Origin of the sequence: Mucilaginibacter hurinus (genome assembly GCF_003324525.1) — a bacterium.
GTDB classification, from domain to species: domain Bacteria; phylum Bacteroidota; class Bacteroidia; order Sphingobacteriales; family Sphingobacteriaceae; genus Mucilaginibacter; species Mucilaginibacter hurinus.
Window position 1 is genome coordinate 625,070 of sequence record NZ_QGDC01000001.1, and the last position, 17,256, is coordinate 642,325.

Consider the following 17,256-nt stretch of genomic DNA (forward strand, 5'->3'; position numbering starts at 1 on the left):
AGCGTTAGGCAAAGAATAATAGCGGTGAAACTACTTCTTAAAAACGCTATCTGGCTTCCGTGGGAGCGGAACCTTTCCGGCTCTTACGATGGAATCTAACTTACGATTCAATCTATCAAGTTCTGTTCTCATCTTCACTAATTGCGTATCCTTTCGTGCAGATGATGACAAGATCTTATCGCGAAGGCTACTATCACCCATGGTCACATGCATTTGCTGAACTTTATTTTCTTCTTTCTTAATTACTGGGACCGCTAAGAAGAATACACAGGAAATAATGGTAAAGAATATGCCATAGCCAAGCATGACCCTCGCACCTTTTAAGATATCGGCTGTGTTATCAGCAACAGTTTGGTTATAAACTGTGCAAGTCAGGATCTCAGCTGTTACCGTGTTCCTGCTTTTCGGTACGGGCTCGGTATCTGCCTCAAAATTGAACATAGCGTCAATAAACAATACCTTCTGATGTTTAATGCTGATGCAGCGAAGGGATATGATGATCGCAAGCGTCAGACAAAACAGGGAAAGGATCACAAAAAGCTTAAACCAACCAGCTATCTCGGTGCTTAAAAAGTAGATCAGAATGGCTGAAACAGCTGATATATAGGTCAGCAATTTAAATCCTTTCTCCTCCAGCGCGTCGATGCGTTTCGTCGATTCTCTGTACATCTCCATCGCGACCTCATAGGTATAACTTTGATCATCCTGAAAATGGGATGCTTCAAACTTTTTTGGTGGCAGTTTGGCATGTTGATGTGGAACTAAGGCATGCTTTAATATTTCAAGATTGCCGCAAAACTCTTTCCAGATGGCTCTGAACATCTTTTTTTCCGGATCGACCAGCGGTGATTGATATTCACTTTGCCTGCTCATAGTAATTCTGCTAATAGTTTGCCGGATATATCCATACCTAATTCATTTTCAAGCCATACCCACTCCCCGACAGGGTTGATCTCCAGAAATATATATTCGCCGTCAGGCGTAAGGATAAGATCGATCGCAGAATAAACCATTCCAAAAAAGGCATTTAATTCCAGTAACTTATTCTCCAGACTTGGCGGCAATTGAGTTATTTCGTAATGCTTTTTAATGTCTGGCTTCCGCCAATCCACATCGTTCCCTTCTTTGGTGATTTTTACTGCGAAGACATGCTGGCTAACGGTCGTTACCCGAATGTCGGCACTGTTGGAGATCTTGTTTTGAAGAAATACCGGGGTATCAAAAGTTTCTGCCAGATCAAGATCACCGAATTCAGCCGGACTGATCGATGTGGTGTAAATTGAATAGGTGATATCAGTTAACACCTGCAAACCGTTTGATACCGGTTTGATGATCGAGGACCGGTTCCCGTTTAGAAATCCAAGCGCTTTCTGGCGGCTGTTCGTTATAAGTGACCTTGGTATTTTTAGCCCCATACGTGACGCGGTATGCAGCTGATACAGTTTACGTTCAGCGACATGAGTGGCGAACATCGGATTTATCCATTTCGCGTCAGAGAACGTCAGGTAAAGACCTTCAAAAAAATGTTTTCGCTCATTATTAAGATAGGGCCGATCCTCATCGGTTACCGGCGTATTAAATTTCGATGGCACCCGTTTAAACAGGACCGAAGTAACCTGCGAGAGATCAAAGACCGTATTTTCTATGATGCAGCGGGTTATTCCGGCCGGGTCAACTTCAAACTCTATCAGACCGATATCCTCCGAGTTGATCCGCAGGTAGTTCAAATGGTGCTGCCTGTATCTTTCTATCAGGTATTCGACGCTGATATCATCGCGGTTGGTTAAAAATAAGGTCCGGGGTTTTACCATTAAGATTGGGAATATTCTGATGCGTCCACAGCCTCCCGGGAACGTGTCATCATGGTTGAATAGTTGTAGGCGAAGCCATCACGATGCCCGATTTCATGCGTCCCAGAAAGAATGGAATAATTACCTTCTGGAATTTCCGGTGGTTCAGACATATCCTCATTTCTAAAATGCAGTATCGGATGGCTTGAAATATTTTTAGAGCTCACTGTTTTCAACGGTATCGATCGCCTCGCGGGTTTTTGTTTGCATGGAATTGGTAAATTCAGAACTTAAATTTCCATTAACACCTTGATCATGCAGGCCCGTAAAAAGATCATAAGTTATATTAGTCTCTTGGCCACATTCAAGGGCCCTGGCCCTGAATATTAATATTGGATCTGTACTTTTCATTTTATTGTCCTGAACTTTCTGTTGAGTCAGTAGCTTCCCTTGTCAGCGTTACCAAGGTTCGGGTATTATAGAAATTGAACTTGGTCCCGGGATCATTAGGCATCGCGATATGCTCCCCTTGTATCATATCATAACTTAAAGGCTCCTGGTCAATAATAGTGTCCGACGCTCTCCGGAAGTTAAGGATAGGGTTTTTTAGGTTATTCATGATATCTCCTGTGAAATAATAAAATTAATAATACTTCGCGTCATTTTCATGATTAAATATAAGTGTTTAAATTTCTATCGGCCCCGATCCGCTGTCGAAGCGATAAAGACCTTGACAGCGTTAAAAGAATTGTGAACCCACTGCGTTCACAATTAGCCTCAAAAACTGACCGCCAATTTCAGCGATGGCCTTGTCAGATCAATGCTTCTTTTCATTAAATTCGCTTTAAGATGTCTTTTAAACAATTTCCGCAGATCGACCAGGCTTCCGTTAACAGCGCGCGCGCTGAAAATGCGTTGGAAAGTTTTTTCAGCCAGGCCAATGGTTTTATAAGCCGGAAAGAATCACCTGACAAAGGCTGCGATTACGATGCCGAACTGATCATCGACGATACCAATGCTTATAATTGGAGATTCGGCATTCAGCTTAAAAGTATCGAAAAACTAAGGCTGACCGGTAATAGGACTCTGATCTCCTATGCATTTAAAACCTCCAGATTGAACTACCTGCTCAACCGTCCGGTAGGTGACGGCTTGATCGTCATTTTCGACGATGAGTCAGGTTCAGCCTACTTTGATTATGCTCAGGCAATTTACAAACGGTTAAATACTGAGCGAGGTTCTGAACTTTGGCATGAAAACGAAACGGTCAATATTCACATCCCTGTAGTTAATCTGCTTAATGCTGAAAGCGTAAAAGAAATTCATCAGTGGTTTGCGCAAAATTTTTCAAAGGCTTCTTTTATTTTGAGATCGCAAGGGCCCAGGTATAACTATCCGGTCATACCAAGCCAGGATGAGGAATTTGACATTAATAATCCGGAAAAGATCAAAGATCTCTTATTGAGATATGGATTTACACTGATGCGTGCCCATGATCTTGCCTTGCTGTATGATATGATCAAAGCCATCCCAACTTCTACCTTGGATCAGCATCCTGAACTGTTGATCATGGCGGCGATCGTTTTCGGAGAGATTGGCGCACGTTATGATTCACAACATATTATTCAGAAATTAAAGCGAAGGTCACTTATTACTGACGAACATCTTCATCTCATCAGGCTAACGGAGCTAAAAAACAGATTCGGACTGGGAGAGATGGATATCAAAGAGTTCATTGATGAGTTAAAGATCCAGCGACAATTCGTCAGCTCACCTCAAAATCAGCTGGCACTGGACATGACCATCATTTTGCATGAGTTACTCATGCCGAAGTTCTATCACCCCTTACCATCCGGCATTTATGAAAGGATCAGGCTTGCCAATGAACGCATTAAAACACTTGAAATTGACCAGCAAAGTAAACAACAGTTAGAGGTCTGGCACACAGAGAACCTGGCATCCTTGATTGCTTTTTACCGCCTGAAACAACTTAACCAACTGGCTATCCAAAGGTCGATGGGGTTTAAAAATCGTACTGCTGAACTGGTTAAAGAATCCAACATGTTGGCAGACCTGCAAAAAGAACTACACAGTGAATTAGAGCGCCTTTTCAAAGTCGGACAGGGATCTGATGATAAGCTATTACAGGCTTATGTGATCATGGTAAGAGCCAGTTATGTGCTGGCGCAGGAAATTGATGTAATTTCTCAAATGCCCGTTTTGGACGACATTAAGTTCCACACCGAGCAAATGTTCCTTAACACGATCACGCTTAGTTTACAAGCCGTTGATCTGTTTCGCGATCTCAATTTTTTAGAACCGGCCTACCGTTGTTTATATTATGGGATAGAACTCCTGACCGTTTCCCGTCAAGTTCACCGCTATACGGATTATTTTGATCTTGATCTTTTATACAAGCTCAAAAAAGATATGGAACAAAAATGGGATCTGCGCGCCTATGATTTTGTGGTCCCGGGTTTCATAGAAAAGCAGGTCGCGGAAAATGAACTGCAGGAGAAAAAACCGATGATCGTTACCAGGGATCTCGACGATGAACAGCTACTTAATATGGCCAAAACATTCTGTCAGGCAATAGATCTGCCGCATCAATCCCTTCGGTTCGTTATGGACGAACTTAAAGGCTATCGAACTTTCTACCGTTATAACACTGACGGTTATGAAATTAAAAGAGCGCCTTTAATCCCCTTTTATGAAAGGGAATATCAACAACCGGTAAAATTCATCATCAGAAATTTAGCTACAGGAATTTTCACTTTTCCTATTCAGGATGTTGAAGCTCAGCTAAAGCTGTGGGGGCTGACCGAAGTAAATAACTGACCTTAAACAACCGGTCGCTGAAAGAACGTGTTCCTATTCAGTGTCCACCCAATTTTTTGTAGCCCCATAACAATATTCCCAAACGTGCTTTGCATTGTTCGCAGTGTAATATTTAGTTGAAGGCTTAGCGATCTTCTTGTTGACGAAATACATTCCGGTAAGTTCTGAGACAATAGGCGATGAAGCCAAATATATCGCTGTAGCAGCCCCTTGCTCTGCGGTCTTCATAAAAGGTCTTGCGAGTTTAGCCAAAAAATTATAGAACCATCCCAGATCGCTTCCACTTGCGAAGCTCGTAGCGACAGCACCCGGGTGTAATGTGTTCGTCGTTATTTTAGACCGGCATTTAATCAATTCAGCAGCTAATAGCTCACTGTTCCAGATCAGATAAAGCTTAGCATTACCGTAAGCGGTCATAGCATCATACTTTTTCTTCATTTCAATATCGTTCAGATCTGGTTTGGCACTCAGGCTATGCGCATCGGACGAAACACTCACTATCCTGCCGTGGTCACTTTTTTTCAAATGGTCGATCAACAACCTCGTTAGCAGAAAAGGGGCTAATACATTCAAGGCCATCGTTTTTTCAAAACCTTCTGTCGTGAGTGACCTCTCCTTATCCATCACTCCCCCGGCATTGTTGATCAGGACATCCAGATGGTCATACTTTGCTTTGAATGCATCGGCTATCTTTTTGACATCACTCATCAAATAAAGATCGCCGGTCAGGTGATCGATATGATCATTCCCGGAAGCTGACCGGATCTCTTTTACAATAGCCTCTGTTTTGAGATCATCCCTACCGTGAATAATAATGGTATGGCCCATATTTGCCAGTGCAATAGCTGTAGCTTTACCCATGCCCCCGGTTGCGCCCGTTATGAGAATTATCTTCTTATGATCCATGAAATTTTCTTTTGACGCAAACCTACGTATATTAGCTAACCGCTGGTAAGTACTAACCTCCTGGTAAGCACTAACCAGGGAGTTAGTAATGAAATAAGTAATTATGATGAACAACAATGATGATCAAGAGGTCAAATGCGATGCGCTAACATTACGAGCGATCCGGGATGCTATGGAAACGCTCAGCGGGAACTGGAAACTGCAGATATTACTGTCATTAAATTCAGGCCCGAAACGGTTTCGACAGATCGCGAAGGACATAGATGGCATCAGTGACAAGATGCTTTCTAAAGAGCTTAAGTTGCTTGAAGTACACTTATTGATCTCAAGGACGGTCCATGACACCTTTCCTCCCACAGTGGAATATGCCAAAACACCTTACACCCAATCATTGTATGAGGTTATGTTAGCGCTTAGAAATTGGGGAATATTGCACCGGAAAACTATTGGTGAAAAATGATGGCTGCTTAAATCAGGATACGATATGAAAAACAAATACTGGATTTGATCCGGATGTGCAATGGAGGTTTAATTATTCTTCAACCTCACTAAATAACTTAGTATATTTACAGATATGAACACGCAGGAAAAAGCGCTTGCCCGGCAATTATTCAAGATCAAAATTCACGAGGCTAATGGTGATAAGTTTGAAGATCTGTTCACGACCATACAAAACTACAATGACGCAGGATTTCAACAGATCAAGCCCTGGGGACCATTGGGGGATCGTAAGAATGATGGCTACAATTCAAGGACCGGTGTTTATTACCAGGTTTATGCTCCTGAAGAAATAAGGAACAATTACCCGGAGGTCGTAAAAAAGCTTGAAACGGATTTTGCCGGTTTAAAAAAACAATGGCCTGATATCAAAGAATTTTATTTCGTGGTTAACGATAAATATTTGGGGGTAAATCCAGATAGTGAAAAAGCGATAAAAGCTTTGGTAAAAGATCAAAACCTGAATAATGGCGGTTTTCTTACGCCAAAAGATCTGGAAAACACCTTGTTTAATTTAGCCGATGACCAGATCCTGTCAGTAACTGGTTTTATTCCCGATGTAAACAACATCATTAATCTCGACTATTCTGTGCTGAGCGAAGTGATCGGTCATATCATGGCCTTACCGATACAGGCGGTCATAGCGAAAATAGAGTTCCCGGACTGGGGAGAAAAAATACAATTCAATAAACTTAGTGATACTACGCAATGGTATCTTAACATAGGCGTTCAGAAACTGGGCGCATTGAATACTTACCTCGGCAATCAAAGTTTTTTAGCGGATGACCTGCAGGAGAAGTTAACGGGGGTATACCAGGATTCTAAAAACAAGGATTGGACAGGTGTCGAAACAGAGACTCCCGGCGATCTTATATTCTGGGATATGGTAAAAAGTTGTGCTCCGAAAAATGAAGCGCATGTTGAGTCGGCAATTATTACGATAATTGCAAAGTATTTTGAATCATGCGATGTATTCGAGAAAAACCCTGAAAAACATTAAAGATGCTCCTACCAAGTAAACATGTGAATTTTTCGGAATCCCTTTTAGGGTTTGGGAGCTATTTGCTACAAATTCTCGACCGGCCTTTGAGCGTGGACGAGCTTTGGAAGAAATACCTCGCTGATCTCAACAATGAATTATATTTTGCTAAACAGAGCTTCGACAACCTGGTATTAACCCTCATATTTTTATATAGCGTACAAGCCATTAAAGAAGAGAAAGGCCTTATTATTAAATGCAACTAATTGAATTAAATTCAAACCATTCCAGTTTCAAGCCGGTAGTATTCAACAATATTTCTGGCCTGAACTTTATTGTTGCGAAGCAGGCATCCCCTGGCATAAAAGATAAAAGCAGGACCTACAATGGCGTTGGTAAATCACTTTTGGTCGCGATCATTCATTTTTGCCTGGGCTCAAGTAAGAAGAACTCTTTCAAAAAGCATCTGCCCGGCTGGGAATTTTACTTAAAATTCCAGGTAAGCGGGGTAGAATATAAAGTGTCAAGGTCAACCGATGGAGGTCAGGTGATCAAACTTGATGGTGAAGAGATCAAACAAAGTGAGTTCAATAAGAAATTCGAGAATCTGCTGTTCGATATACCCGATGATCTGAAACACCTGTCATTCCGTTCTTTACTGCCTTTTTTTATACGCCCACAGCGAGGGTCCTATGTTAATTTTAATGACCCGAATGAACTGGGCCAGCCCTACCAGGTATTATTATATAATTCATTTTTATTAGGCCTGAATGTACACCTTGTTCAGGAGAAGTATAAACTCAGGACCGAGCGTGAGCGCATCAAGGTCCTGATCAAAGAATTAAGCAATGATCAGCTGCTGAAAGACTTTTTCGCCGGGAACCGGGACGTTTCACTTGCTACGCAGGACCTTGCCGATAAGATAAAAAAATTAGAGGCCGATCTGTCGAAGTTCAATGTCGCGGAAGATTTCTACGATATTAAAAAAGAAGCGGACCGATTGCGTGTAGAACTTGACAATGCTCAAAATCAGATCGTTCTTTTACAAGGTCAGGTTCATAATATCGAAGAAAGCCTGAAGACCACGCCTGATATCAAAAAGGAAAGTATAGAGCGCATCTATAAGGAAGCGGCGGTCGTACTCTCACAGGTGGCCTTAAAGAAACTGGAAGAATTGGAAAAGTTCTATGAGCACCTGACCTCGAACAGGCAGAAAAGACTGCTTGATCAAAAGAATGAACTTGTTCGTCAGATCGAGGTTGTTACGGAGAAATTTTCGAGGGAGAAGGTCGCTTTCGACAACACACTTAAATATCTTGACACCCACCAGGCGCTCGACGTGTTTGTCAGGTTGACGAACCGGCTTGCGGATCTTAAAAGTGAAAAGGAAAACCTTGAACGGTATGATCAGCTACTTAAGCAGTATCAGGATCAAAAGATAAAACTTGATCAAAAGTTCGTGGAGGAAACATTGAAAACTTCTACTTATCTTACAGAGGCAGACGGGGTGATCAAAGATCTAAGGGACTTTTTCAGGGACTTAGCCAAACGTTTCTACCCTGAATCCGCCGCAGGGATAACCGTGTATAACAATGACGGTGATAACCAGCTCCGCTATAACTTCGATGCTAAAATTGAAGCTGATGCCTCTGATGGGATCAACAGTGTCAAGCTATTTTGTTATGACCTGACCCTATTGCTTAGCGGTTACGGCCATCATATGAACCTGCTTTTTCATGACAGCCGATTATTGGACGGAATTGATCCAAGGCAGGTCGCCGAACTATTCAAAGTTCTGAGAGATCTGATATTACCAACCCATAAGCAATATATTCTGACGATCAATCAAAATCAACTTGACGAGGTCAAGCCTTATTTGACCGCCGATGAATACCGAACGATCATCGAAGAAAACGTTTGCCATATCTTACAGGACGATTCTCCTGAGCATAAATTACTCGGGATCCAGGTGGATATGGAATACGATAAATAACAGGTGAGTCGATTTTGCATCACCAGTATACCAGCGGAGTGTTTATCGGCGATCACTTTAGTGAAAATGAATTGTGCAGACACTGTCTGCACAATTCATTGATAACTTCATCTCCATAACGATCAACTGAGAACATATCTTCTGCGTCGTCTTTTTCGCCACCATAGTATCGCTCCGGTCACACAGAGCAGACCCGGTGTGCAGCCGATGATAACGTAGAAGCCCTTAACAATCACATTTCCAAAGCTACCCGTATGCAAAGGAAAAACGGTTGCAGAAATACGACCGCCCCACGGTTGTTCGGCCAGGCGCTCAACATCAATTACTTTCCCATTTTGCGGATCGACAGAAACCGTGTTCCCGTGGGAATAGATAGGCAGCTGATCTTTAACCACGCCACTGACGCGAAAGCTCTTCCCGGGCTGAGTAGGCAGGTAAACATTTTTAATGAGCAGCTCCGGGAACGCTTGTTTTGCTGTGCTGAGCATACTGTCGATCGACTGTACCGCCATCAGGTTTTCAGGCAACTTTTGCGTTTGCTTAGCCCAATACGATGGTTGCATCGAGAACATATTCATCCAGAAGCCGGTAAAAAACAGGATAATATTGAATACCATGGCCCATACGCCTACGATCCGGTGCAGCGCCGACCAGATCGTCCAGCGGTCGCGCCATTTGAATTTTACCCGGAACAACAACACCTTCCATACATACTTACGGTAAATGATCAAGCCCGTGGCAGTAGACAGGAGCATCGTCAGGCCCAATATGGTGGCTAACAATAGTCCCGGTATCCCTAACTGAAAACTCCAATGGAACTGTACCAGCCAGTGTAATATCCCTGTCGTCAGATCCTTCAGGTTTCCTTGCCGCAGCACTTTAGCGTTGTAAGGGTCGATACTCATAATGCCAAGATCATAAGTGCTCAGTTTTCCATCATTCTGGTACAAACGGAATTCGTAAGCACGATCAGCCGGTGCATCCGGGTTGAGCCAAGCGATACCGGCAAGGTTCGGACGGCGTTGACAGATCGTCCGGTAAAGTTTATCCAGCGGGAGTTTTTCTCCTGCCGGTTTTACGGTAAGCAGTTCGGCATTGACGGCGTGGTCAAGCTCATCTTTAAACACGAGTGCTGAGCCGCTCAGACCCAACAGCAGGACAAATATCCCCGTGACCATGCCCAACCAACTGTGCAGGGCAAACGCCATTTTGGTTATTTTCTTCATCACCCTCATCTGATCTGGTAGCTCATACCGACCCTGAAATTGAACGGGTCGCCCAAACCTGCAGTTGTGGTGCCCGAACGGCTGCCGGTGAAGTAACGCTTGTCGGTCAGGTTATAGGCATTGAACTGCACATTACACCTGCCGAATTGATAATTAATGGCCGCGTCCAGGACCGTGTATTCCGGGAAAACGAAGTTCTGGTTACTCAACTACCCTACCTGGTCGCTGACATAGCGTAATCCTCCGGCGATGCCCAATCCCTTAAAAGTTGTGGCCTGAACGTTATACTTCAGCCAAAGGTTGGCCATGTTTTTAGGTGCGTTTGCAAAACGGTCCCCCTTTTTGCCATAGGTGCTGGTGCTGACCAATACATGCTCATTATAAGCATACCCGGCTATAATATTGAAATGATCAATGGTACCCGCTAAAGAAATCTCCACCCCGCGGCTGCGCGTGCCGTCGATGGCAGCTTGCCGGTGGGAGTTCTCTTCGGTCGGTGCCGCAGTTAGGATGTTCGCGTACCTGATCTGGTAAAGCGATACCATCGCTGATAAACGGTTATTGAAAAGATCTGCCTTGGAACCTATTTCATATTGCGTGGCGTGCCGGTTCGGGAACGGGCCGCCGGACAATACATTGCTGGAGATCTGAGGGTTGAATGACTTTAGGTAAGTTGCATACACCGACAGGTTTCTTAATGGCAGGTAAACCAAACTTACACGAGGTATCCAACCCGAGGCCTGCATCGCATCACCCTGTTTGTTGTCGCGTGCAGAAAGCGGCGTTTCTTTGCCGTCATAATTATCATACCGTAGTGATAGTAGTGCTTTTAACCCCTCACTAAAGCTTACCTGGTCCTGCACATAAGCGCCGATCAGGTTGGTAATGCGCTTGTTATCATCCGATTCTTCGGCAGGCGCTGCGAAATTCATTTCGTCTTTGCTGTAATCTGGGTTCAGTATGGAGATACGTGTCGATGCTTTGTATTGGTAATCGTTCTTCGTCCAGCCGTATCGGTTGTAATCAGCGCCAACAACGATCTGATGTCTTAAAAAGCCAGATCTGGCATTGTAGGTGGCATAGGCTGTAGACTGCAGGCTGAAACGATCTGTTTCCCAATCCTGCAACGCCCGGCTGATCGAATCATTACGTATCCTTCCGACGGGGATATGGTCCCGGTAATCCAGCGTATTCCGAACAGCACGCTGCACGATCACCAGTTTCAGGTCCTGGCTGAATTGATGGTTAAATGACAGCGTGGCCGAAGAGTTATTGGTCCTGCCGTAATCGCTTGGACTTTGAATGGTCAGGTTTTCCGAATAATAATTAAAATCGAAAGTACCATCAGCATTAGTGCGGATATAGGTGCCGTTATCATACTGTTGAACGGCTTTTTGACGGGCATAGTTCACTTCCAGGTTCAACGAAGTACGGTCAGAGAACAGGTAAGTAAGGGAAGGCGCGACAAATATATTTTCCTTGTCCTGATAGTCACGAAAACTTTCCGACCGGTCATAACCGATAATGGCGCGGTAAAGCAGTTTTTTATTACGGGTCAGCGGGCCGGTCAGGTCAACTGCTGCGCGCCTAAAGTTCCAACTGCCGAGCGACAGGTCAACACCTGCACGGCTGACCGGAAGCGGCTTTTTGGTCACGAAGTTGACCACCCCGCCGGGTGAGCCTTCGCTGAAAAGGGCACCTGAAGGGCCACGAAGCAACTCCACAGATTCCACGTTATAAAGCAAGGGCTGCTGACTCCAAAGGAAAAGGTTACCCCTGATACCGTTATACAACAGGAAACTGGCATCATTTGGCGAGTAAGCGGTAAACCCACGCATGGTGTATGAACCATTACCGTTATTGGCTTTCATTCCGGTAAAGTTTCCGGCGATCTCGTTCAGGGTGAATGCTTGCCGATCCTTGATCACTTCGCCGGTAATGGTTTGCACAGATTGTGGCGTTTCGAGCAAAGAAAGGTCAAGACGGGTAGACGAACCCGATCGTTCGTTCCGGTATCGGCTCGCTAATGAAGTTATAATAACCTCTTTGAGTTCATTGCGGCCTTCGGAAAGTTGCAGATCAAGATAGGGATTCTGGCCTGCCCTGACGATAATATTTTGCTTCAGGGCTGTGTAGCCGACATTGGAAACCGACAATATATAAGTACCGGGAGGGATTGATCCGATCGTAAAGACACCATTCTCGTTCGTTTTCGAAGCTAATTTAGTGTATTGAAGCTGTACTGTGGCGTCAGCGACCCCTTCGTTCGATGAAGAGACGATACATCCCTGAAGGATGCCGGCACCATTTTGTGCCAAACATTTGTACATTGGGAGAAATAAGAATGCTATAAAAATGGTATAGAATTTCATTGGAAATACCTGGTTAGCACAGACATACCATACCACGATGTATTCGGGCATAGCAGTGCTGTGATCAAATAATTTATTACAGATCTGTGGCTGCAATGCCTAAAGGCAGCAGCCGGGAATGTGCGGGAAATTTTAGGCTATCTTAGGTGGCTGAAAGATGGAATAAGAGCGGTTTACGATCAGGGGAGTTGCACTGATCGGGTATTTCAGATGAACTACAAGAGGAGCCGCCAAAGCGATACGTACAAAAAAAGCCTGACTTGCCTCCTGATAGCTATTTTTTTGGTTTTCTTTCTCTTGCTTTTTCTCCTTCTCCTCGGTCGCCTTGATCTTTTTCATCAGGTAACATTTACCATTACAGTGCATCAAGGGCCGCGATCTGTTTTCGCAAAGATTATCGGCTATAAATTTCTGATTGACCTCATACGCTGCGAAAACGACAAAACGCGAAAAGCCGGAACTGATCAATGCAAAAAGTACAACTATTGCGACAAAGCGTTTAAACATCGGGCGCAAAGATATTGAAAAATGCGAAGGCTTCCGCGCTCCTGATGATGTTCAAAATGAAATGATCCGTAAAATATTCCCTATCCGACTCGGATAAGGTCGGATACGATCGTTAACAAAAACCCGCACATTTGCATCAGTTTACCTCAAATGATATGAATTATGGCAGCAGAGATCATAACCAAAGAAGATTTACAGGAGTTTGGACAGCAATTATTAAATCAGATCAAGGGTCTGTTAGGCCAGGCTATCGAAGAACCGAAAAAGTGGCTAAAAAGCTACCAGGTTAAAAACATGCTTAAAATTTCGGATAATACATTGCAGACCCTTCGCGACAACGGAACCATTCCCTTCACCAAGATCGGCGGCATCCTGTATTACAGTATCGACGACATTAACCGTGTATTAAGTGGTGAGGTCAAAAGCAAAAGGATCAGGATCAAAGCCGAACGGGCCGCGTAAAACGCGAACAGACTATTCCTTTTCATCTGTAGCCGTAAAAAATCGTATAACTGAACAGGGTTAGTTCATTATTAAGCAGGGTATGATGAGGATTGACACTTCGCAGTAATTTGGTCACTTCCGGGCCGGGGTGATGTTTACGACCGGCACCATGGTTGATCACGTAAGCGGGGAAAGTATGCAGCTTGCTTTCCGGTATACCGAACGGCCAGTTCTTATCGGAGCCATGATGCATGACCTGGAAATACGCTACCTCATCCAGATAAGCATGGTAGTAGTCTTGAAAAAGCTTAAGTTTTTCGCTGGTATTCAATTCAAGATCACCCGTCATGAGCGTTGCATGTTTACGGTCGACCCGGTATAAATGCCGCAGGCCGAAATGGTGCCGCTGGAATATCTCATAACCGCCGGGATCCATGGCGAATCGATGAAACACAGCTAAAGAGGTACCGTTCAATTTTGCGGCGCCGAAGATCCGTTTATAGATCCTGGCGATCTCTTTAATTTGTTTGGCATTGAACAGATCCTGAAAGGTTTTTACGCCTGAGGAGGCATCGCGCCTGGCATTATCCAGATGATCATCGACCGCTTTCCTGAGCGCTGCTGTTTTTAACTTCAGATCAGCATCTGAACCATCTTCCTCGGACAATGTATAAAACAGGAACTTATAAAAGGGAGTACGTAACTGGTAGGGTAAATGTCTGACCGTTACCCTTTCAGAACTGATGCTTTCGTCTTCGCTTTTTAGTTGAGCGAAAAATTGTTGGTTCAGGTATTCATCCTGCCCGTCATCGTCCCGGTAATGTTCATTTCCCGCTTTGGTCAGTTCCGCCTGTTCTGTATCAAAGCTGCGATCTTCTTTCGGTACAGGTGCAATGGGGATCCGTTCCTGCAAATTAGTGGCAGTACCTCCGCCAAGCACAACAATGATCTGCCCGATATTAAAGCCTTCGCCAGAAAAATAAGCGTAAGGATCCTGCATCATTCGGCGGTACTCATCATCATCAGAATCTGACCGCAGGTAAACCATCAGCCGTTGGAACGGATCATAATAAGGGATCACCAGGCGATCACAGCGTATGTCTTTCAGCAACTGCGGTATCCCGCTGACATGGTCTCTGTGGAAATGAGAAATGATGCAAACGTTGATCATTTTTTCTTCCGCTGTTTTTACCGGCCAGCCGGCTATCGCATCACCTAAATAACTTTGTTCAGAATTAGTGCCGCAGTCATAGACGAAGCTGAAGACCCGTTCTTTATCATTAAAAAGTTCACCGGTGTAAAAACAGCCTTGCCCTATCGGATGAAAAATAAAATCGCCTTTATACATAGGATTTACTGGTTCAGATTAAAGAATTCTGTCCAAGTTCGTAAAATAGGGCTGTTCCACCAAAAGCTTTTGGCCATCGGGTAAGGTCAACTCAAATCTTGGGGATGTGTATTCACCGTTCAATAATTGCCGGAGGTTATGAAGCGTTAAGGTCGGATATACGGCATCATACATATACAGGGTCGGGGCATTGATCAGGAATATCCCCTGTACAGTGTAATCATCCTTGTCAGCTATCTCGACCTTGTTCACCACCTCCAGGTGGACCAGGATCCTTGCTGTTTCAGCATTGGCAAAGGTGATCTTGTTATTCAGCTGTGTTTCATATTTTTCTTTAAACACTGTATAATCCCGCTTCCAGTTAAAATAATCAAAGCGGGATTTGTTATGCTTGCACTCTACGATGTATAGAATCTTTCTCTGGGTATCTGCAAAAACGATATCCATTTCACCGACACCCTGTACATTATTGATTGGGAAATTATCTCCCTTGTGCTGCCTTAAGCTTTTTACGGATTTGTCAAATGGCAACTGTGCTACTTTTATTAGTTCAACGGCAGCATTTTCTAAAATATCATCATGGGTATCTTGCAGGTGTTGCACGAACTTTTTAATAGGTTTATGCTGCTTCCATTCATCTGCTACATGGCCCCATGGCAAAGCATTGGTAGTGAGTGTGCCCAGGCATTCCAGCCAACGGTTGTAACCTGCCATAATGAAAAGTTGGTTGTCAACATTTACTTCAACCAGCGGCCGGTAGATTATGCGGTTGGTGTCTTGACTCCGCAAGAGGCAGTTCTCAAAACTTAATACGTTTTTCCTACTTACTGTCAGACCATCATAGAAACTCAGCGCAACGTCCGCCCTTTCGCCAAATTCCTGGCTAATTTCATGATAGAGTTGATCTTTTGAAACCAGTGCGAACCTGAAACGGGGGTTATTAATTTGCTGAGCTAAAAACCCGGTCATATTCCCGTATTCCACCCCGACGGTACGCCAAACTTTGATCAGGTCTTCAATCGTATGGTAGAGGGCTATACTCTGGTCATGTTTAGATATGTCGCCATCCACATAATTGAAGAATGGTTTATAAGCTCCTTCTGTACCAATGCCCAATAAGCCATTCTCATCAATCTCAAAATTTATTGATCTTAGGAACAACTGGCTTCGAGCGATCTCCTCACTAATGAATAAGGCATAATAGCCAAGGTATAATAATCTATCGAGAGTGTCATGATACGCCTCCCGATTTTGAGCGATCTCTGCCATAAAATTAGGATGGCCAGTCAAGTCTACAGTTGTCGATTGTTCAAGGATTATACGTAAAGTTCTTCTTATACCAGCCAAATCACTTTTATTGATTTCCGGGATATTTTCACCACCAAGCATCGCTCTGTAGAAAACGAAAGTGTTTTCCAATAAATGCTGTGTGTATAAATAGAAAGATACATGTTTTTCGTTAGCGATAATCCCCATGAATAATTCATCACATTTGACAAATGCCAATTTAAGGGCTTCCTGAACAATGGCTGCATCTTTTATCTCGCCAACGCCATACGCATTTTTTATCGGCTCGCTGATTCGCGGCCAGTATTCTTCACTGAAATCAAAGCTTAGTGCTGGTATCTCTAAATTTCTGATGATCTGGACCGGCATATATGATTGGTTTTAAGGACATAAAGTTCGGCATTTTTAAGATCACGCGTATAACCACCTATACCTGTTTTAAGTTCGTTGGTGATAAAAATGCTAAAAAATCCATAAATGGTTTGGATTTAACGACATAATGTCGCAATTTTACTCCCATAAATGGATCAGATATGATTACAACGGACGACTTAGGATATTTCAATACCCAGTTCAATGAATTGGGATTGACACCGATCGAATTGGCAAGCCGCCTTAAAACCTGGGGAGATCATCGTTCCTACGATGCCATCATCCGTAGTATACAGCGTATGCTATCGGGGGATACGGGTGTATCCGGCGAGATCAAGGTTATCGTCAATATGCTCACCTATCTTCAGCATTTGGAAGATGAACAGAATACAGCATTGCAATGGATACAAATGCCGAGTGGTAGCTATACCGGAAAAGCAGGGGATTTTATGCTAACCCTTACACCTCAATCCAAGGGCAGATGGCTGATCAGCATTGTCCACCAGCCCTCGGGTTATAGCCACCCGTGGCCATCCTGGCAAAATGATCTTGACTCCGCCAAGCGAAAAGCCTTATTTTGTTTAGGAGATGCGCGCAGGCATATTTTCGAGTGGCAGCGTGATGAACGTTTACGATCAACCTGATCTCATCGGCCTTGATCGCAGCAGTCCGTTGATATGGAGCGCCCCGTGTTTT

General features: G+C 43.9%; 19 protein-coding genes. 8 read left to right on the top strand and 11 right to left on the bottom strand.

Annotation, left to right across the window (positions count from 1 at the left end; translation table 11 throughout):
* Window positions 1–30: 30 nt before the first annotated feature.
* From DJ568_RS02780 to DJ568_RS02795, 4 genes are all read right to left on the bottom strand, one after another.
* Window positions 31–873, bottom strand: a complete 843-nt coding sequence (locus tag DJ568_RS02780) for a hypothetical protein (RefSeq protein ID WP_114003695.1) — start codon at window positions 871–873, stop codon at window positions 31–33.
* On the bottom strand, window positions 870–1,811 hold the full coding sequence (locus tag DJ568_RS02785; RefSeq protein ID WP_114003696.1) for a hypothetical protein: 942 nt from the start codon (window positions 1,809–1,811) through the stop codon (window positions 870–872). The genes DJ568_RS02780 and DJ568_RS02785 overlap by 4 nt, the downstream gene beginning before the upstream one ends.
* A gap of 195 nt (window positions 1,812–2,006) precedes the next feature.
* Window positions 2,007–2,201: a hypothetical protein gene (locus tag DJ568_RS02790; RefSeq protein WP_114003697.1), complete on the bottom strand. Its 195-nt coding sequence runs from the start codon at window positions 2,199–2,201 to the stop codon at window positions 2,007–2,009.
* A 1-nt stretch (window position 2,202) separates the two neighbouring features.
* On the bottom strand, window positions 2,203–2,409 hold the full coding sequence (locus DJ568_RS02795) for a hypothetical protein (protein ID WP_114003698.1): 207 nt from the start codon (window positions 2,407–2,409) through the stop codon (window positions 2,203–2,205).
* Between the two features lie 230 nt (window positions 2,410–2,639).
* Here DJ568_RS02795 and DJ568_RS02800 point away from each other — a divergent pair, with 230 nt between their 5' ends.
* Complete coding sequence (locus DJ568_RS02800; RefSeq protein ID WP_114003699.1) at window positions 2,640–4,628, top strand: DUF4365 domain-containing protein; 1,989 nt, start codon at window positions 2,640–2,642, stop codon at window positions 4,626–4,628.
* Between the two features lie 33 nt (window positions 4,629–4,661).
* Here the strand turns inward: DJ568_RS02800 and DJ568_RS02805 are convergent, their stop codons facing one another.
* Window positions 4,662–5,534: an SDR family NAD(P)-dependent oxidoreductase gene (locus DJ568_RS02805; RefSeq protein ID WP_114003811.1), complete on the bottom strand. Its 873-nt coding sequence runs from the start codon at window positions 5,532–5,534 to the stop codon at window positions 4,662–4,664.
* A gap of 103 nt (window positions 5,535–5,637) precedes the next feature.
* Here DJ568_RS02805 and DJ568_RS02810 point away from each other — a divergent pair, with 103 nt between their 5' ends.
* The 4 genes from DJ568_RS02810 to DJ568_RS02825 all read left to right on the top strand — a co-directional run bounded on the left by DJ568_RS02810 (window position 5,638) and on the right by DJ568_RS02825 (window position 9,004).
* On the top strand, window positions 5,638–5,994 hold the full coding sequence (locus DJ568_RS02810) for a winged helix-turn-helix transcriptional regulator (RefSeq protein WP_233496611.1): 357 nt from the start codon (window positions 5,638–5,640) through the stop codon (window positions 5,992–5,994).
* Between the two features lie 114 nt (window positions 5,995–6,108).
* On the top strand, window positions 6,109–7,032 hold the full coding sequence (locus DJ568_RS02815) for an ABC-three component system protein (RefSeq protein ID WP_114003700.1): 924 nt from the start codon (window positions 6,109–6,111) through the stop codon (window positions 7,030–7,032).
* Between the two features lie 2 nt (window positions 7,033–7,034).
* A complete protein-coding gene (locus tag DJ568_RS17600) occupies window positions 7,035–7,277 on the top strand; it encodes an ABC-three component system middle component 6 (RefSeq protein WP_114003701.1) in 243 nt (80 codons plus the stop codon).
* Window positions 7,268–9,004: a DUF2326 domain-containing protein gene (locus DJ568_RS02825; RefSeq protein ID WP_114003702.1), complete on the top strand. Its 1,737-nt coding sequence runs from the start codon at window positions 7,268–7,270 to the stop codon at window positions 9,002–9,004. Before DJ568_RS17600 ends, DJ568_RS02825 begins: the two co-directional genes overlap by 10 nt.
* A gap of 122 nt (window positions 9,005–9,126) precedes the next feature.
* Here the strand turns inward: DJ568_RS02825 and DJ568_RS02830 are convergent, their stop codons facing one another.
* The 4 genes from DJ568_RS02830 to DJ568_RS17335 all read right to left on the bottom strand — a co-directional run bounded on the left by DJ568_RS02830 (window position 9,127) and on the right by DJ568_RS17335 (window position 12,941).
* Window positions 9,127–10,230, bottom strand: coding sequence for a PepSY-associated TM helix domain-containing protein (locus tag DJ568_RS02830; protein ID WP_233496612.1), 1,104 nt, complete (start codon window positions 10,228–10,230; stop codon window positions 9,127–9,129).
* A gap of 5 nt (window positions 10,231–10,235) precedes the next feature.
* Entirely contained in the window at window positions 10,236–10,439 is a 204-nt protein-coding gene (locus DJ568_RS17605) for a hypothetical protein (RefSeq protein WP_394339533.1), read from the bottom strand.
* Window positions 10,440–12,653, bottom strand: coding sequence for a TonB-dependent receptor domain-containing protein (locus tag DJ568_RS02835; protein WP_394339534.1), 2,214 nt, complete (start codon window positions 12,651–12,653; stop codon window positions 10,440–10,442).
* Window positions 12,654–12,734: 81 nt separating this feature from the next.
* Complete coding sequence (locus DJ568_RS17335) at window positions 12,735–12,941, bottom strand: hypothetical protein (RefSeq protein WP_199560843.1); 207 nt, start codon at window positions 12,939–12,941, stop codon at window positions 12,735–12,737.
* A 76-nt stretch (window positions 12,942–13,017) separates the two neighbouring features.
* Here DJ568_RS17335 and DJ568_RS17340 point away from each other — a divergent pair, with 76 nt between their 5' ends.
* Both DJ568_RS17340 and DJ568_RS02845 read left to right on the top strand, forming a co-directional pair.
* Window positions 13,018–13,206 (top strand): hypothetical protein, encoded by a 189-nt coding sequence (locus DJ568_RS17340; RefSeq protein ID WP_199560845.1) that lies wholly within the window; start codon window positions 13,018–13,020, stop codon window positions 13,204–13,206.
* Window positions 13,207–13,271: 65 nt separating this feature from the next.
* On the top strand, window positions 13,272–13,571 hold the full coding sequence (locus tag DJ568_RS02845; protein WP_114003705.1) for a helix-turn-helix domain-containing protein: 300 nt from the start codon (window positions 13,272–13,274) through the stop codon (window positions 13,569–13,571).
* Window positions 13,572–13,593: 22 nt separating this feature from the next.
* On the opposite strand, the gene DJ568_RS02850 is transcribed toward DJ568_RS02845, so the two are convergent.
* Window positions 13,594–14,901, bottom strand: a complete 1,308-nt coding sequence (locus DJ568_RS02850; protein ID WP_114003706.1) for a hypothetical protein — start codon at window positions 14,899–14,901, stop codon at window positions 13,594–13,596.
* An 18-nt stretch (window positions 14,902–14,919) separates the two neighbouring features.
* A complete protein-coding gene (locus DJ568_RS02855) occupies window positions 14,920–16,557 on the bottom strand; it encodes a hypothetical protein (RefSeq protein WP_114003707.1) in 1,638 nt (545 codons plus the stop codon).
* A gap of 218 nt (window positions 16,558–16,775) precedes the next feature.
* Between DJ568_RS02855 and DJ568_RS02860 the strand changes: the two genes are divergently transcribed.
* The gene (locus DJ568_RS02860; RefSeq protein ID WP_147238700.1) at window positions 16,776–17,204 is read left to right on the top strand and encodes a hypothetical protein; all 429 of its coding nucleotides are present in this window, start codon (window positions 16,776–16,778) and stop codon (window positions 17,202–17,204) included.
* Window positions 17,205–17,256 lie beyond the last annotated feature (52 nt).

Excerpts from the sequence above, each read along its gene's own strand:
- DJ568_RS02830 (WP_233496612.1), bottom strand. The coding sequence starts at position 10,230 with ATGAAGAAAATAACCAAAATGGCGTTTGCCCTGCACAGTTGGTTGGGC.
- DJ568_RS02795 (WP_114003698.1), bottom strand. The coding sequence starts at position 2,409 with ATGAATAACCTAAAAAACCCTATCCTTAACTTCCGGAGAGCGTCGGAC.
- DJ568_RS02790 (WP_114003697.1), bottom strand. The coding sequence starts at position 2,201 with ATGAAAAGTACAGATCCAATATTAATATTCAGGGCCAGGGCCCTTGAA.
- DJ568_RS02800 (WP_114003699.1), top strand. The coding sequence starts at position 2,640 with ATGTCTTTTAAACAATTTCCGCAGATCGACCAGGCTTCCGTTAACAGC.
- DJ568_RS02780 (WP_114003695.1), bottom strand. The coding sequence starts at position 873 with ATGAGCAGGCAAAGTGAATATCAATCACCGCTGGTCGATCCGGAAAAA.
- DJ568_RS02845 (WP_114003705.1), top strand. The coding sequence starts at position 13,272 with ATGGCAGCAGAGATCATAACCAAAGAAGATTTACAGGAGTTTGGACAG.
- DJ568_RS02810 (WP_233496611.1), top strand. The coding sequence starts at position 5,638 with ATGATGAACAACAATGATGATCAAGAGGTCAAATGCGATGCGCTAACA.
- DJ568_RS17600 (WP_114003701.1), top strand. The coding sequence starts at position 7,035 with ATGCTCCTACCAAGTAAACATGTGAATTTTTCGGAATCCCTTTTAGGG.
- DJ568_RS17335 (WP_199560843.1), bottom strand. The coding sequence starts at position 12,941 with ATGAAAAAGATCAAGGCGACCGAGGAGAAGGAGAAAAAGCAAGAGAAA.
- DJ568_RS02805 (WP_114003811.1), bottom strand. The coding sequence starts at position 5,534 with ATGGATCATAAGAAGATAATTCTCATAACGGGCGCAACCGGGGGCATG.
- DJ568_RS02785 (WP_114003696.1), bottom strand. The coding sequence starts at position 1,811 with ATGGTAAAACCCCGGACCTTATTTTTAACCAACCGCGATGATATCAGC.
- DJ568_RS02850 (WP_114003706.1), bottom strand. The coding sequence starts at position 14,901 with ATGTATAAAGGCGATTTTATTTTTCATCCGATAGGGCAAGGCTGTTTT.
- DJ568_RS02855 (WP_114003707.1), bottom strand. The coding sequence starts at position 16,557 with ATGCCGGTCCAGATCATCAGAAATTTAGAGATACCAGCACTAAGCTTT.
- DJ568_RS02815 (WP_114003700.1), top strand. The coding sequence starts at position 6,109 with ATGAACACGCAGGAAAAAGCGCTTGCCCGGCAATTATTCAAGATCAAA.
- DJ568_RS02835 (WP_394339534.1), bottom strand. The coding sequence starts at position 12,653 with ATGCCCGAATACATCGTGGTATGGTATGTCTGTGCTAACCAGGTATTT.
- DJ568_RS02825 (WP_114003702.1), top strand. The coding sequence starts at position 7,268 with ATGCAACTAATTGAATTAAATTCAAACCATTCCAGTTTCAAGCCGGTA.